At 60.0% G+C, this 13,427-nt stretch carries 17 protein-coding genes and 1 tRNA gene; 11 read left to right on the top strand and 7 right to left on the bottom strand.

Going from position 1 to position 13,427, the window contains the following annotated elements:
* The first annotated feature begins 62 nt into the window (after nucleotides 1-62).
* From hpaE to AC13C8_RS09445, 6 genes are all read left to right on the top strand, one after another.
* Nucleotides 63-1,571 carry a 5-carboxymethyl-2-hydroxymuconate semialdehyde dehydrogenase gene (gene hpaE / locus AC13C8_RS09420; RefSeq protein ID WP_482847122.1) on the top strand — a complete coding sequence of 503 codons (1,509 nt, stop codon included), beginning with the start codon at nucleotides 63-65 and terminating at the stop codon, nucleotides 1,569-1,571.
* Between the two features lie 80 nt (nucleotides 1,572-1,651).
* The gene (gene hpaD / locus AC13C8_RS09425) at nucleotides 1,652-2,494 is read left to right on the top strand and encodes a 3,4-dihydroxyphenylacetate 2,3-dioxygenase (RefSeq protein ID WP_482847123.1); all 843 of its coding nucleotides are present in this window, start codon (nucleotides 1,652-1,654) and stop codon (nucleotides 2,492-2,494) included.
* Between the two features lie 12 nt (nucleotides 2,495-2,506).
* Nucleotides 2,507-3,361: a fumarylacetoacetate hydrolase family protein gene (locus AC13C8_RS09430; protein WP_091428903.1), complete on the top strand. Its 855-nt coding sequence runs from the start codon at nucleotides 2,507-2,509 to the stop codon at nucleotides 3,359-3,361.
* A complete protein-coding gene (gene hpaH / locus AC13C8_RS09435; RefSeq protein WP_482847124.1) occupies nucleotides 3,358-4,158 on the top strand; it encodes a 2-oxo-hept-4-ene-1,7-dioate hydratase in 801 nt (266 codons plus the stop codon). Before AC13C8_RS09430 ends, hpaH begins: the two co-directional genes overlap by 4 nt.
* A gap of 109 nt (nucleotides 4,159-4,267) precedes the next feature.
* Nucleotides 4,268-5,392 carry an aminodeoxychorismate synthase component I gene (locus AC13C8_RS09440; protein WP_482847125.1) on the top strand — a complete coding sequence of 375 codons (1,125 nt, stop codon included), beginning with the start codon at nucleotides 4,268-4,270 and terminating at the stop codon, nucleotides 5,390-5,392.
* 8 nt (nucleotides 5,393-5,400) lie between these two features.
* Nucleotides 5,401-5,985 carry an aminotransferase class IV family protein gene (locus tag AC13C8_RS09445; RefSeq protein WP_482847126.1) on the top strand — a complete coding sequence of 195 codons (585 nt, stop codon included), beginning with the start codon at nucleotides 5,401-5,403 and terminating at the stop codon, nucleotides 5,983-5,985.
* 37 nt (nucleotides 5,986-6,022) lie between these two features.
* Here AC13C8_RS09445 and AC13C8_RS09450 read toward each other — a convergent pair.
* Nucleotides 6,023-6,106 (bottom strand) — tRNA-Tyr (locus tag AC13C8_RS09450).
* A gap of 145 nt (nucleotides 6,107-6,251) precedes the next feature.
* Here AC13C8_RS09450 and rlmB point away from each other — a divergent pair.
* The 3 genes from rlmB to AC13C8_RS09465 all read left to right on the top strand — a co-directional run bounded on the left by rlmB (nucleotide 6,252) and on the right by AC13C8_RS09465 (nucleotide 8,261).
* A complete protein-coding gene (gene rlmB / locus AC13C8_RS09455; protein ID WP_091428906.1) occupies nucleotides 6,252-7,037 on the top strand; it encodes a 23S rRNA (guanosine(2251)-2'-O)-methyltransferase RlmB in 786 nt (261 codons plus the stop codon).
* A 69-nt stretch (nucleotides 7,038-7,106) separates the two neighbouring features.
* Entirely contained in the window at nucleotides 7,107-7,580 is a 474-nt protein-coding gene (locus AC13C8_RS09460; protein WP_091428907.1) for a YHS domain-containing (seleno)protein, read from the top strand.
* 228 nt (nucleotides 7,581-7,808) lie between these two features.
* A complete protein-coding gene (locus tag AC13C8_RS09465) occupies nucleotides 7,809-8,261 on the top strand; it encodes a CoA-binding protein (protein WP_482847127.1) in 453 nt (150 codons plus the stop codon).
* Nucleotides 8,262-8,344: 83 nt separating this feature from the next.
* On the opposite strand, the gene AC13C8_RS09470 is transcribed toward AC13C8_RS09465, so the two are convergent.
* Nucleotides 8,345-8,659: a phosphoribosyl-ATP diphosphatase gene (locus tag AC13C8_RS09470; RefSeq protein WP_091428908.1), complete on the bottom strand. Its 315-nt coding sequence runs from the start codon at nucleotides 8,657-8,659 to the stop codon at nucleotides 8,345-8,347.
* Complete coding sequence (gene hisF / locus AC13C8_RS09475) at nucleotides 8,656-9,435, bottom strand: imidazole glycerol phosphate synthase subunit HisF (RefSeq protein ID WP_091428909.1); 780 nt, start codon at nucleotides 9,433-9,435, stop codon at nucleotides 8,656-8,658. The genes AC13C8_RS09470 and hisF overlap by 4 nt, the downstream gene beginning before the upstream one ends.
* Before the next feature lie 101 nt (nucleotides 9,436-9,536).
* On the opposite strand from hisF, the gene AC13C8_RS09480 reads away from it, so the two are divergent.
* On the top strand, nucleotides 9,537-9,980 hold the full coding sequence (locus AC13C8_RS09480) for a DUF302 domain-containing protein (RefSeq protein ID WP_482847128.1): 444 nt from the start codon (nucleotides 9,537-9,539) through the stop codon (nucleotides 9,978-9,980).
* Here the strand turns inward: AC13C8_RS09480 and hisA are convergent.
* Entirely contained in the window at nucleotides 9,977-10,693 is a 717-nt protein-coding gene (hisA, locus tag AC13C8_RS09485) for a 1-(5-phosphoribosyl)-5-[(5-phosphoribosylamino)methylideneamino]imidazole-4-carboxamide isomerase (protein WP_482847129.1), read from the bottom strand. The two genes, AC13C8_RS09480 and hisA, sit on opposite strands and share 4 nt — an antisense overlap.
* A 137-nt stretch (nucleotides 10,694-10,830) precedes the next feature.
* On the opposite strand from hisA, the gene AC13C8_RS09490 reads away from it, so the two are divergent.
* The gene (locus AC13C8_RS09490; RefSeq protein WP_091428915.1) at nucleotides 10,831-11,214 is read left to right on the top strand and encodes a DUF2147 domain-containing protein; all 384 of its coding nucleotides are present in this window, start codon (nucleotides 10,831-10,833) and stop codon (nucleotides 11,212-11,214) included.
* 47 nt (nucleotides 11,215-11,261) lie between these two features.
* On the opposite strand, the gene hisH is transcribed toward AC13C8_RS09490, so the two are convergent.
* From hisH to AC13C8_RS09505, 3 genes are all read right to left on the bottom strand, one after another.
* A complete protein-coding gene (gene hisH, locus AC13C8_RS09495; protein WP_091428917.1) occupies nucleotides 11,262-11,900 on the bottom strand; it encodes an imidazole glycerol phosphate synthase subunit HisH in 639 nt (212 codons plus the stop codon).
* Between the two features lie 24 nt (nucleotides 11,901-11,924).
* Nucleotides 11,925-12,512, bottom strand: a complete 588-nt coding sequence (gene hisB, locus AC13C8_RS09500) for an imidazoleglycerol-phosphate dehydratase HisB (RefSeq protein WP_482847130.1) — start codon at nucleotides 12,510-12,512, stop codon at nucleotides 11,925-11,927.
* A gap of 91 nt (nucleotides 12,513-12,603) precedes the next feature.
* The gene (locus tag AC13C8_RS09505; RefSeq protein WP_482847131.1) at nucleotides 12,604-13,320 is read right to left on the bottom strand and encodes a hypothetical protein; all 717 of its coding nucleotides are present in this window, start codon (nucleotides 13,318-13,320) and stop codon (nucleotides 12,604-12,606) included.
* Nucleotides 13,321-13,427: the final 107 nt, after the last annotated feature.

Genomic DNA, 13,427 nt, shown 5'->3' on the forward strand with positions numbered 1-13,427 from the left:
GTTAACATGTGAAGCAATTGGAGGGCGCGGTTCTTGGACAGCGCAGAGCTGCCGGGGGCGTTATGACTGCGTTAACTGAAAATCTTGATAAGCTGGACGGGTATCTGGCGCGCTTTCGCGGCGCAGGGATCAAGAACCGGATTGGCGGTAAAGACAGCGATGGGACTGGTTCGGCGTTCACCACACATTCGCCGGTCGATAAAAGCCTGATCTGTGCCGTTGCACGCGGGACCGAAGCCGATATTGACGCCGCCGCACATGCCGCCCATGACGCGTTCGCGGATTGGCGCGACATGCCGGCAACTGAACGCAAAAAGATTCTGATCAACGTGGCCGACGCGATCCAGGCGCGGGCTGAAGAAATCGCCCTTTGCGAATGCTGGGACACCGGGCAAACGATCCGGTTCATGTCCAAAGCCGCCCTGCGCGGGGCCGAGAACTTTCGTTACTTCGCCGATCAGGTCGTGCGGGCGCGCGATGGTCAGCAACTCAGATCGCCGACTTTGTTGAATGTCACAACGCGTGTTCCCATTGGCCCGGTTGGGGTGATCACGCCCTGGAACACGCCGTTCATGCTGTCGACCTGGAAAATCGCGCCTGCGCTGGCCGCCGGCTGCACCGTCGTTCACAAGCCGGCCGAGGCGTCTCCGCTGACCGCCCGCCTGTTGGTCGAGATCGCCGAAGAGGCAGGCCTGCCACCCGGCGTTCTCAACACCGTCAATGGGTTTGGCGAGGACGCGGGCAAGGCGCTGTGCGAACACCCACTGATCCGCGCCATCGCCTTTGTGGGGGAAAGCCGCACGGGGTCATTGATCACCAAGCAGGGCGCAGACACGTTGAAACGCAACCATCTGGAGTTGGGAGGTAAAAATCCGGTGATCGTCTTTGACGATGCCGACCTTGACCGGGCGCTGGACGCGGTGATCTTCATGATCTTTTCGATCAATGGGGAACGCTGCACCTCGTCCTCGCGCCTGTTCGTGCAAGACACCATCAAGGATGAATTCGAAGCACAACTGATCGAGCGCGTGAACAACATCAAGGTGGGTCATCCGTTGGACCCCGGCTCCGAAATCGGGCCGCTTGTGACCGAAGAGCATTTTAATAAAGTGACCTCGTATTTCGACATTGCGAATGAAGACGGCGCCACGGTGGCCGCTGGCGGCGTGGTGATCGGGGACATGGGATATTTCGTGCGGCCCACTGTGTTCACCAACGCCACCAATGACATGCGCGTCGCGCGGGAAGAGATTTTTGGCCCGGTCCTGACGTCTATCCCGTTCTCGACCGAGGATGAAGCGCTCGCCATGGCCAATGACACGCAATATGGCCTGACCGCCTATCTGTGGACCAACGATCTGACCCGCGCGCTGCGCTTCACGGACAGGTTGGAAGCCGGTATGATCTGGGTGAACTCGGAAAACGTGCGCCACTTGCCAACGCCGTTTGGTGGGGTGAAGGCATCGGGCATTGGTCGCGATGGCGGCGATTGGTCTTTCGAATTCTATATGGAACAAAAGCATATAGGCTTTGCCACCGGGGATCACAAAATCATGCGACTGGGTGCTTAACTGCTCTTTTTCTTGTTATAAATATCCTGGGGAGCACGAGGGGCTGGCCCCTCGTTCCCACAGACCCCAGAGGAGATTCAATGGGACAGATCGTTCAAGCTGCGAAAATCACTCATGTGCCCAGCATCTGGATGTCGCATACGATGGAGAAATACAAAGGCATCCGTCAACCGGCCATTGATGGCTATGCCAAGCTTCGGCAAGACGCGATTGATCGCGGGGTCGAGACTTTCATCGTCTTTGATACCCACTGGATCACCAACCAGGGGTTTCATCTGAACGCCAAGCCACATCACAAAGGGCGTTTCATCAGCCATGAGTTGCCGCATATGCTGGCGGATATGGAGTTCGACTATCTCGGCGACAGTGAGTTGGCGGCCTCGATCCTGTCTGTGCTCGAAGAACGGGGCGAGCGCGCGATGGGTCACGCACAACCCGATCTGGGTATGGAATACGGCACGCTTCTGCCGATGCATTTCATCAACGAGGGCGTGAATGCCCGGGTGTTGCCGGTGGCGGTGAACCAGTTTTCGTCCATCGAGGAAAACCGTCGGTGGGGCGCTGCGATTGCCGAGGGCATCCGCCGGTCGGATCGGAAGGTGTCAATCTTCGCGTCCGGCTCTCTCAGCCATGATTTCACGCCCAATGAGCGTTCGGTCGATGGGTTGAATTCTGTGAATGGCGAGTTCAATCGCCAGATGGACATGCGCGTCTTGGAGCTTTGGGAAAGCGGCAGGTGGGAAGAATTTCTCGACCTGCTCCCTGATTATGCTGTCAAATGCACTGGCGAATGCGCGATGAACGACACCGCGCTTTTGTTCGGTGCGCTGGGCTGGAAGGATTATGAGGGCGAGATCGACATTTACACCCCGTATTTCGGCAGTTCCGGTACCGGGCAGGCCAATATCAGTTTCTCAGTGTGACAGGATCACCCAATGCGTATCGCCAGTTTTACCGCCGGGGGCACAGCCTTTTATGGTGTCATCGCCGACGCGGGCGCAATAGCCCTTTCCCCCGATTTTACGCACTGGCCCACGCTTTGTGATGTGATGGCGGCGGGCGGGCTGAATGACCTGACGCAGGTTGCGAAAGGCAGACCCGTCACCCATACCGACTTCACCTATGACATGGTGATGCCAGATGCCTCCCGCATCCTCTGCGTCGGGGTGAACTTCCCCGACCGCAATGCAGAGTATAAAGACGGTAGTGCACAGCCGAAATACATGTCGCTGTTTCCCCGCTTTGCGAGCGGTTTCACCGGTCACAACCAACCGCTGATCCGCCCGCCGGAAAATCACACGCTGGACTATGAAGGCGAGGTCGCAATTGTCATTGGCAAAGCGGGTCGGCGTATCCCGGCGGCAGATGCCTATGACCACATCGCGGCACTGACACTGTGCAACGAAGGTACGATCCGCGATTGGGTGCGGCACGCGAAGTTCAACGTCACGCAGGGCAAGAACTGGGATCGGTCGGGCGCGATGGGGCCGTGGCTCGTGCCGTTCACAGACCCTGCGCAATTGGACGAGGCCCGCATTCAGACCCATGTGAACGGCGAGCTTCGGCAAGACGATCACGTGCGCAACATGATGTTCCCGATCCGTGAGGAAATCGCCTATATCTCGACCTTCATGACCCTCCAGCCCGGCGATATCATCGTGACCGGCACGCCGACCGGTGCAGGCGCGCGGTTTGATCCCCCTCGCTATCTGGCGCCCGGCGATGTGGTTGAGGTTTCGGTGGACGGCATTGGCACACTCCGCAATACGGTTGAGGACGAAGTGATATGACGCCGGACGACCACGCCTCGGCTGCCGCCGACCTGCTGAACGCCGAACGGACGGGTCGACAGATCGGCCTTCTGTCCCAGCGCCACCCCGAGATGGGGATGGATGACGCCTATGCGGTGCAAAACGCAATCCATAATCAGAAACTGGCCGAGGGTCGTCGCGTGATCGGGTGGAAGATCGGCTTGACCTCGAAAGCCATGCAATACGCGCTGAACATCGACATCCCCGACAGCGGCATTCTGTTCGATGACATGCTGTTTGAAACCGGCGCGACCGTGCCCGCCCGGCGCTTCATCCAGCCCCGCATTGAGGCCGAGATCGCCTTCGTGATGAAAGCCCCACTGGACGGTGCGGATGTCTCGCGGGATGACGTGATTGCCGCCACTGACCATGTCGCGCCCTCACTCGAAATCCTTGACACCCGTATCCAGCGGGTGGACCCCGACACGGGCATAACCCGCACGGTTTTTGACACGATCAGCGACAACGCGGCCAATGCGGGGCTAGTTCTGGGCACGGCCCGCCATGCCATCGACGCCTTCGATCTGCGCTGGGTCGGTGCGCTGACCTTCCGCAATGGTGAAATTGAAGAAACCGGGCTGGGTGCGGGCGTGCTGAATGACCCTATCGAGAGCGTGGTCTGGCTGGCCCGCCGCATGGCGCAATATGGCCAAAGCATCGAGCCAGGGCAGGTTATTTTGTCGGGCAGTTTCATCCGCCCTGTGGAATGCCCGCCCGGCACCGATATTCACGCCGATTTCGGCCCGTTCGGGTCCGTTGACATCCGATTTGGCTGATCAGGCGGTGCGGATGCACGCCGCAATCGCGCACCGCATCGGCGCAAATGGTTGCACCCCCTCGCGATCTGAATGATAGAACCGGGGTCCACCCAGACGGAGACCCCGCGTGAAACTGCGCTTTGACCACGGCCCGCATCATATGCCCTGCCAGTTCGATACGCCTCGGCGGCTGATCGTGGCGCATGGGCTGACGGATGTAGCGCCCGCGCTGGCCGAGTTGGATCTTGTCCGTGCACAAGGCGCTTGGGTGGCCGGGTTTGCCAGCTATGAACTGGGCTATGCGCTGGAGCCGCGTCTTGCGCCCTTGATGCCAGCGAACCGCCGCTTGCCGCTGTTGCAGTTCGGGGTATACGACGACCCGTGCCTGCCCGTGGCCGTTGCGGGCGGCCCGGCCCATTTGATGGGTCTGACGCCGGGCTGGAGCCGTGATAGATATGATGCCGCGTTTCAGCGAGTTCACGATTATATCTGCGCGGGCGACACGTATCAGGTCAATCTGACCTTTCCGATCCACGGGAGGGCATCGGGATCGCACCAGGCCATCTATGCCGCACTGACGCGCGCGCAGCCGGTGCGGTTTGGCGTGCTTCTGGAAGCGGATGGGCTGCCCGCGATCCTGTCGCGATCACCGGAACTTTTCTTTCGAACCACCGCAACCGGTCAGATTGAAACGCGCCCCATGAAGGGCACGCAACCGCGCAGCGCCGACCCGATTGAAGACGCCCATCGCGTCGATTTTCTGCGCAATGATGAAAAGAACCAGGCGGAAAACCTGATGATCGTCGATCTTCTGCGCAACGACATCTCGCGGATATGCGACGCAGGCAGCGTATGCGTGCCGGAACTTTTCACCGTCGAAAGCTACGAGACCGTGCACCAGATGGTGTCGCTCGTGCGGGGGCAAATGCGCGCGGGCACCGGGTTGGGCGACATCTTTCAGGCGCTGTTTCCCTGTGGCTCGATCACCGGCGCACCAAAGCTACGCGCGATGGAGATCATTGCCGAGTTGGAGCGCAGCCCGCGCGAGATTTACTGCGGCACCATCGGGTGGGCCGCACCGGACGGACGGTCCGAGTTTAACGTCGCCATTCGGACTTTGATGGTCGACGATGGTGCGGTCACGCTGAATGTCGGGGGCGGCGTGGTCTATGACAGCACCGCACACTCGGAATACGAGGAAGCCTTATGGAAAGCCCGTTTCGCGACGCAATTGATGACGATACAAGGCTGATAGAGACCATGCTTTGGACGCCAGAAGGTGGCATCCGCATGCGGGATCGGCATTTGGCACGGCTGGCGCGTTCGGCAGCGCGCTTGGGCTTTCCAGTGTCCGATCCGACGTTCCTGTTGAATGCTTTCGGGGCCGAAGGGCGACGCCGTTTGCGGTTGACGATGGATCGCCACGGTGCGCTTGATCTGGTCTCTGGGCCCTACCAACCGCTGCCCACTGGCACGGTCTGGACCTTGCAGATCTCTGCCGTGAAGCTCAACTCGGCAGACCCATGGCTTTCGGTGAAATCCACCCGACGGGCACTTTATGACATGACACGAGCAGCGCTTCCTGACGGTGTGAACGAGGTAATTTTCCTGAATGAGTGCAACGAGTTTTGCGAGGGAGCGATCACCAATCTTTTCGCTGACTTCGGGCAGGGGTTGGTCACGCCGCCGCTGTGCTGCGGCCTGTTGCCCGGTATCCTGCGCGAAGAGATGTTGGAAATCGGGCACGCGCGTGAACAGATGATTTCAATCGACGAACTACGGCAGGCAAAGGCGCTTTATGTCGGAAATTCCCTGCGCGGACTGATCGCGGCGCGCTTGACCTGACACAGGTTCGATCTGGTCGCTTTCCAAGGGTGGGAAGTGGTGGGCGACCTTGGAATCGAACCAAGCGTGCGTCTCCGCGAGGGAGTTACAGTCCCCTGCCACACCTTGCGGCCTGTCGCCCACTGTCCCGGCACGCGATGCGCCGAATGTGGGGCTGATTATCCCGCCCACGCCGAAGGGTCAATACGAAAATTCGACCATCTGCTCTTGTCTCGCTCTGACAATGGCCGCATTGTCCGGACCTTGCGAAAAGAAGGGCAAACGGCATGACGAAAAAGCCGAAATGGGTGGTTCAGAAAGAAAAAGCGCGGCGCGATGCCGAGGCTGAAACCGTGTGGCTGTTCGGGCTTCATGCGGTGCGCGATGCGTTGATGAACCCGGACCGAGAGCGGTTGCGTCTGATCGTGACAAAGAACGCGGCAGACAAGCTGGCGGAGGCCATCGCCGCGTCAGGCATGCAACCCGAGATCGCCGATGCCCGAAAATTTCCCGCGCCCTTGGACCCGAATTCGGTGCATCAGGGCGCGGCTCTTGAAGTAAAACCATTGGCTTGGGGCAGTTTTGCCGAGCGTGTGATGGGCGGTGCGGGCGGCTTGCCGATCGTCGTGTTGCTGGACCGCGTGACCGACCCGCACAACGTGGGGGCGATCCTGCGGTCCGCCGAAGTGTTCGGGGCCAGCGCGGTGATCGGCACGGCGCGCGGATCGGCACCGGAAACCGGCGCATTGGCCAAGACGGCTTCGGGCGCGTTGGAGCGCCAGCCCTATCTGCGTATCCGCAACCTGGCCGACACGATGATCGAATTGCGCGAGATGGGGTTTGTCATTCTGGGTCTGGATGGGGAAGCCGACGTGACGCTGGACGAGGCACTTGATGCCCAACGGGACAGGCCGGTCGCCCTGGTGCTCGGGGCCGAGGGGCCGGGGCTGCGAGACAAGACGAAGGCGACCTGCGATCAACTGGTCAAAATTCCCTTCGCGCGTGACTTCGGATCGCTCAACGTGTCGAATGCGGCGGCAGTGGCGCTTTCCCGCACACGAGCGACCCGTTGATCACTTCCCCTTGAGGGGGGTGATTTTTTCTGAAGATAGTGATCTGATAGGGATGTGGAGGGGTGCCACATGAAAAAGACGAGATTTACACGCCGACATGTTGTGTCGGGCCTGCTTGCTGCACCGATTGTCGCAACTGTCGGTGTGCCACGCGCGTGGGCTGCGGCGTCTGCTGTCTATATCGAGGATGGTGTGGCGTGGGACGGGCATGATCCGGTTGCCTATTTTACCACCGGGGCGCCGATGCCCGGTTTGCCGGAATTTGCCTTTGATCACAACGGTGTCACCGTGTTGTTCGCCAATGACGAACACCGCGCGATGTTTGCCGATGACCCGATGCGGTATGCACCGCAATATGGTGGCTATTGTGCCTACGCGATGAGTAAGGGGCAGATTGCACCCACCGTGCCCGAGGCGTGGACGATCTATGAAGGCCGACTTTATCTGAATTTCAGCCTTGGCGTGCGCGAATTGTGGTTGGCGGATGTCCCCGGCCACATCGCCAAAGCCGACACGTTCTGGCCCGGGGTTCTGAGCGGATAGGGTTCCGCCGCTGCTGCCCTGAGTTCACAAGTTCTTGACAATCCCTTCCCATAGATGGGTTTGCACATATTTGTATGACGAGAGCGGGCTGTGGAACGCCCGATATCTCATTTCACTGTCCCTCGTTCCACCAACTTGCGCCCGACCTTTATTGGTTTCGGGCGCATTTTTCTGTGGGGATGTGGGCGGGGGATTGGAAAGTGCTGCGTGCTGGCCTATCTGTCGCACATGACCCATAATGATACAGATGCCCGCCTGAAATCCATCCTGACCACGACCCGCACCATCGGGTTGGTCGGGTTATCCCATAAACCTGAACGCGCAAGTCACGGTGTGGCGGCGTTTTTGGTTCGCAAAGGGTATCGCGTGATTGGCGTCAATCCGGGTCTGGCCGGGCAGGAGATGTTTGGCGAAAAGATCGTCGCCTCTGTCACTGAATTGCCAGCGGAGACAGATATGCTTGATCTGTTCCGCCGCTCGGATGCCGTGGCCCCAATTGTGGACGAGGCTTTGGCAGCACTGCCTGGATTGAAAACAGTCTGGATGCAGCTGGGGGTCGAGAACGCCGAAGCCCGCGCGCATGCCGAGGCTATGGGCGTCACGGTGATCGAGAACCGGTGTCCGAAGATCGAATATCCGCGCTTGTTCGGGGATGCGGCGCTGGTTGAATTGGTGGGATAAGGCTCACGTCGTGAGCCTGAGGGGCGCTGCCCCTCGCGGCAAGGCCGCTCACCCCGGGATATTTCAAGCCAGAAGAAACAGGATCAGTCTGTGCGAGCAGCTTTTTCGGCGATGCCGGAAGTTCCTTCGCGGCGTTCGAGTTCGGCCAGCACGTCGGCCAGAGGGATGTCGCGGGCGGCGAGCATGACAAGCAGGTGGTAGACGACATCGGCAGCTTCGGCGGTCAGGTTTACGCGGTCGTTCTTGACCGCGGCGATGATAGCCTCAACAGCTTCTTCGCCGAACTTTTCAGCACATTTCTCCGGCCCTTTGGACAGGAGTTTTGCGGTCCAAGAGGTGTCGGGGTCGGCGCCTTTGCGCGCCTCGATCGTGGCGGCGAGGTGGTCGAGAATGCTCATGTCAGCCTCATCGGAATGCCCGCGGCGGCCATGTGTTCCTTGGCCTCGCGGATGGTGTAGTCGCCGAAATGGAAGATCGAGGCGGCGAGTACGGCGGATGCCCCGCCGTCTGTAACACCTTCGACCAGGTGGTCGAGTGTGCCCACGCCGCCGCTTGCGATGAGGGGCACATGGACAGCGTCGGAGATAGCGCGGGTCAGGGGCAGGTTGAAACCTGCGCGAGTGCCGTCGCGGTCCATCGAGGTCAGAAGAATTTCCCCCGCGCCCTTGGCTTCCATTAGCTTGGCAAACGCGACGGCGTCGATCGGGTCGCCGTTCTTGTCCAGCGCGGGTTTGCGGCCGCCATGGGTGAAGATGCCCCATTTTCCGGGGGCAATTGTCTTTGCGTCAATGGCGACCACGATGCACTGGCTGCCGAACCGGTCCGCCGAGCGGGCAATCACGTCGGGGTCGGCCACGGCGGCGGAGTTGAAGCTGACCTTGTCGGCACCTGCCAACAGCAGGTCGCGCACATCGTCTGGGCTGCGCACGCCACCGCCGATCGTCAGCGGCATGAAACACTGCTCTGCCGTGCGGGTTGCCAGATCATACATCGTCCCGCGGTTTTCATGCGTGGCCTTGATATCGAGGAAGCAGAGTTCATCGGCCCCTGCGGCATCATAGGCGCGCGCCTGTTCCACCGGATCGCCCGCGTCGATCAGATCGACAAAGTTGACGCCCTTCACCGTGCGGCCTTCGGCCACGTCGAGGCAAGGTATGATGCGGGTCTTCAGCATGTTCTGCGCGGTCCTTGGCTGATCACGGTTTGTTTTATTTGCTCTATTCCCAACTGGCCAGAGCATTGTCGCATTCGAACCAGAATTAAAGGAATTGCCCCATGATGAAACTCACCCTTGCAACACTTGTGTCGATGGTCGCCCTGCCGGCGATGGCAGAGATTGTGAAAGTGCCCGCATCCGGTTCTGTTGCTGATACGATGGACGCTTTGGAGGCGGCCGTCGGAAACGCAGGTGCTACCGTGTTCGCACGTGTTGATCATGCAGGTGGTGCTGCGTCGGTCGATATGGAGCTTGCGGCGTCGCAGCTACTGGTTTTCGGCAATCCCAAGCTTGGCACGCCGGCGATGCAGGACGATCCGTTGGCGGGATTGATGCTGCCATTGCGTGTGCTGGTTTATGAGGACGGTGAGGGCGCGGTCTGGCTTGCCTATGAAGCGCCTGCCGACATGCTGGGGGAGTTTGGCATTGCAGCTGACACACCCTATGTCGGAATGATGACGGGCGCGCTGGACAAGCTGACCACCGCTGCTGCGGGGGGTTAGAGCGCGGCGAGGGCTTCCTTCAGGTCAATCGCGCCGTCATAAAGTGCCCTGCCAGATATCACCCCGTTCAGCGCTGCCCCACAGTCACGCAAAGCGATGAGGTCAGCCAGAGAGCTGACGCCGCCACTTGCGATCACCGGGATTGAAACCGCGCGGGCGAGGGCGGCGGTGGCTTCCACGTTCGGGCCTTGCATCGCGCCGTCGCGGTTGATGTCGGTATAGATGATGGCGGCGACGCCTGCATCCTCGAAGGATTTCGCAAGGTCAGCGACCATCACATCGGTTTCCTCGGCCCAGCCTTTGGTGGCGACGCGGCCATTGCGCGCGTCGATCCCCACGGCAATCTGGCCGGGGAAGGCGCGCGCGGCTTCGCGGACAAGATCCGGGTTTTCGACGGCCACGGTGCCAAGGATCACACGGGCAAGGCCCTTTTCGATCCAGCCTTTGATGGTTTCCATGTCGCGGATGCCGCCGCCCAACTGGACAGGGACGTCGATGGCGGCGAGGATCGCCTCGACCGCCGCGCCGTTCATCGGTTCGCCTGCGAATGCGCCGTTCAGGTCAACCAAATGGATCCATTCACACCCTGCATCCTGAAACGCGTGCGCCTGAGCCGCCGGGTCGTCGTTGAAGACCGTGGCTTCCTCCATCTCGCCGCGCAGCAAGCGCACGCATTGGCCGTCTTTCAGGTCGATGGCGGGATAGAGGATCATGGCAGGCTCCGATGTTTGGTGCTTTTGGTGCTTTTTGCATGGAAGTCGCGGCTTGCCAAGCCGTCCCTCCCGTCACGTCACACTTGCCTTAAACGGTTTCTCGGGGTCAGGATAATTCCAAATTCAGGGAGGATTGAATGAAACGTATGGTTCTGGCGCTTGCGCTGAGTTTTGGTATGGCCGCCCCGGCTTTGGCGGACGCTGTGGAAGGCGTGTGGAAAACGCAGGTGGATGATGGGGCCTATGCGCATGTGACAATCTCGCAATGTGGAAGCGCATTGTGTGGCGTCATATCGCGCACCTTCAAGGACAGCGGTGAATATAAATCCGAGAACATTGGCAAGAAGCTGGTCTGGGACATGCAGCCCAATGGTGGCGGCAGGTATTCGGGCGGCAAGATATGGCAGCCGTCAACGGGCAAGGTCTTCAAATCCAAGATGACGCTCTCCGGCAGCAGCCTGAAAGTCGAAGGCTGTGTCGCAGTGTTCTGCAAGAAACAAACGTGGTCACGCGTGAAGTAAGCGCATTTGGCGTTGTAGAAAAAAGGGCGCCGGGGTTGGCGCCCTTTTTATGGCGCCCAGCTTAGGAAGTTGGCGATCATCCGAAGCCCGGCAGCCTGACTTTTCTCTGGGTGGAACTGCATCCCGATCAAGTTGTCACGCCCGACGATTGCGGTGATGTCACCGGCATAGTCGCAGTGCGCAAGCCGGTGGGCAGCGTCATCGACCACAAAGTGATAGGAATGCACGAAATAGGCGTGATCGCCTGTCGCAACACCGTCGAGCACTGGATGTTCCTGTTCGACCACCAGATCGTTCCAACCCATATGTGGCACTTTCAGTGCCGGGTCTGAAGGGGTGATCTTGCGCACATGGCCCTTGATCCAGTCAAACCCGTCCGTGTCCTGATATTCGTGGCTCATCGTGGCCAGCATCTGCATCCCGACGCAAATGCCCATGAAGGGGCGAGCTTGCCGGATCACCGCCTCTTCAAGTGCCTCATAGATGCCGCGATGGTCTGACAATTGCTGTCGGCAGGCGGGGAAGGCCCCGTCGCCGGGCAACACGATCCGGTCGGCGCGGGCCACCTCTTCTGGTTTGGTGGTGACGATCACTTTGCCTGCGTCGGTTTCGGCCGCCATGCGTTGAAACGCCTTTTCGGCCGAGTGCAGGTTGCCGCTGTCATAGTCGATGATCACGGTCAGCATGGAATGCTCCGGGGATGTAGCGGCTTAAAGCGCGCCTTTGGTCGATGGGATGGCGTCCGCTTTGCGCGGATCAGTTTCGACGGCCAAGCGCAATGCGCGCGCAACGGCCTTGAAGCCCGCTTCCGCCACGTGGTGGGCGTTGAAGCCGTGCAACTGGTCCACATGCAAAGTGATCCCGCCATGGGTCGCCAGCGCCTGAAAGAATTCGCGCACCAACTCGGTGTCGAACGTGCCGATCTTGGGGGCCGCGAACTCAATGTTCCACACCAGAAAGGGGCGCCCGGACAGATCGAGCGCGGCCCGCACCTGCGCGTCATCCATCGGCAAGTGACACTCGCCATAGCGACGGATGCCTTTCTTGTCGCCAAGCGCCTCGGTCAGGGCTTGCCCCAGCGCGATGCCGGTGTCTTCAACCGTGTGGTGGTCGTCGATGTGCAAATCCCCCGTGGCCCGCACCGTCATGTCGATCAGCGAGTGGCGCGACAACTGGTCCAGCATGTGGTCGAAGAACCCCACGCCGGTCTGGTTGTCGTAAGTGCCGGTTCCGTCGAGGTTGATCTCGACCGAAATCTCGGTTTCCGCAGTCTTGCGGGTGATCTTTGCGCGCCGCATCGGGTCGTCCTTCTTCTGTCTGCGCCCCTTATAGGCGCGCAGGACGGCGCGGGGAAGGCGACAAATGCCGCCCTTGCCGGGGGTGTGGCAATCACGCGGCTTGCGACATCATGAAGTCGCGCGGGCAAAGCGAGATCAGATGGCTTAGATCATCGCGGCTCATATATGTCATGAATCCTTTCAAAGGGGCGTTGCCGCCTTTTGGATACCAGGCCAGCGCGCTGGGATCGGTGTGCATATAGCCTTCACGCTCGGCCAATCCACGGAACGCATAGCGTTCGGGCATGAAGCCGAAGATATGATCGGGCGACCAGCGCAGCACACAAGTGGCCAGCGCGAACCGAGCCAGCAATCCCGGCAATCCGGTGCCGCGATAGCGGTCGTCCCCCTTGACCCACAATTCGCCATGATAGCAGGTCTTGCCGCTGATACGTCGGGCACCGGGACCGGGCTGATAGCAACTACGCTCCATGTCCAGATCCAGTCCCACGGGGGGGAAATCCCTGAAATTCTGCCCAAGATAGTCTGACAGCGCCAAGCCACCCAGATCGAACCGACGCATGGCCTGCGTGTGCACCAGCGTGCCCTGTTCGTTCCAACCCACGATCCAGAAGCCGTTATGTTCGTTCATCTCGTGACGGTTGGGGTCGAACGGCGCGCCAATGGGCTGATGCGCGCGATGTGTGTTGATGTGGCTTTCATACAGGTCGAAATCCGACCCCATCTCGATCACCAAGCCGTGTTCACTGGCCATATCGAGAATCGCGGTCACATATTGTGCCCCCGCAAAAGTGTCGTGAATGGTCATTTGGATCTCCCATGTGCTCGTGGTCCACGGGAATCTTAACCTATGCGGGAAACATTTCGAATCGATTTGCGGAAATTCGCGAATTACGGGAAATCAGGCAGAAATAT

It is taken from the genome of Aliiroseovarius sp. B-4, assembly GCF_056857795.1.

Bases quoted from the DNA above. Each gene is read 5' to 3' on its own strand.
- hpaD (WP_482847123.1), top strand. From the start codon at position 1,652: ATGGGACAGATCGTTCAAGCTGCGAAAATCACTCATGTGCCCAGCATC.
- AC13C8_RS09445 (WP_482847126.1), top strand. From the start codon at position 5,401: ATGCTTTGGACGCCAGAAGGTGGCATCCGCATGCGGGATCGGCATTTG.
- AC13C8_RS09430 (WP_091428903.1), top strand. From the start codon at position 2,507: ATGCGTATCGCCAGTTTTACCGCCGGGGGCACAGCCTTTTATGGTGTC.
- AC13C8_RS09470 (WP_091428908.1), bottom strand. From the start codon at position 8,659: ATGAGCATTCTCGACCACCTCGCCGCCACGATCGAGGCGCGCAAAGGC.
- hisH (WP_091428917.1), bottom strand. From the start codon at position 11,900: ATGCTGACCGTGATCATCGACTATGACAGCGGCAACCTGCACTCGGCC.
- AC13C8_RS09465 (WP_482847127.1), top strand. From the start codon at position 7,809: ATGACCCATAATGATACAGATGCCCGCCTGAAATCCATCCTGACCACG.
- hisB (WP_482847130.1), bottom strand. From the start codon at position 12,512: ATGCGGCGCGCAAAGATCACCCGCAAGACTGCGGAAACCGAGATTTCG.
- rlmB (WP_091428906.1), top strand. From the start codon at position 6,252: ATGACGAAAAAGCCGAAATGGGTGGTTCAGAAAGAAAAAGCGCGGCGC.
- AC13C8_RS09460 (WP_091428907.1), top strand. From the start codon at position 7,107: ATGAAAAAGACGAGATTTACACGCCGACATGTTGTGTCGGGCCTGCTT.
- AC13C8_RS09505 (WP_482847131.1), bottom strand. From the start codon at position 13,320: ATGACCATTCACGACACTTTTGCGGGGGCACAATATGTGACCGCGATT.
- hpaH (WP_482847124.1), top strand. From the start codon at position 3,358: ATGACGCCGGACGACCACGCCTCGGCTGCCGCCGACCTGCTGAACGCC.
- AC13C8_RS09480 (WP_482847128.1), top strand. From the start codon at position 9,537: ATGATGAAACTCACCCTTGCAACACTTGTGTCGATGGTCGCCCTGCCG.
- hisF (WP_091428909.1), bottom strand. From the start codon at position 9,435: ATGCTGAAGACCCGCATCATACCTTGCCTCGACGTGGCCGAAGGCCGC.
- hpaE (WP_482847122.1), top strand. From the start codon at position 63: ATGACTGCGTTAACTGAAAATCTTGATAAGCTGGACGGGTATCTGGCG.
- AC13C8_RS09490 (WP_091428915.1), top strand. From the start codon at position 10,831: ATGAAACGTATGGTTCTGGCGCTTGCGCTGAGTTTTGGTATGGCCGCC.
- hisA (WP_482847129.1), bottom strand. From the start codon at position 10,693: ATGATCCTCTATCCCGCCATCGACCTGAAAGACGGCCAATGCGTGCGC.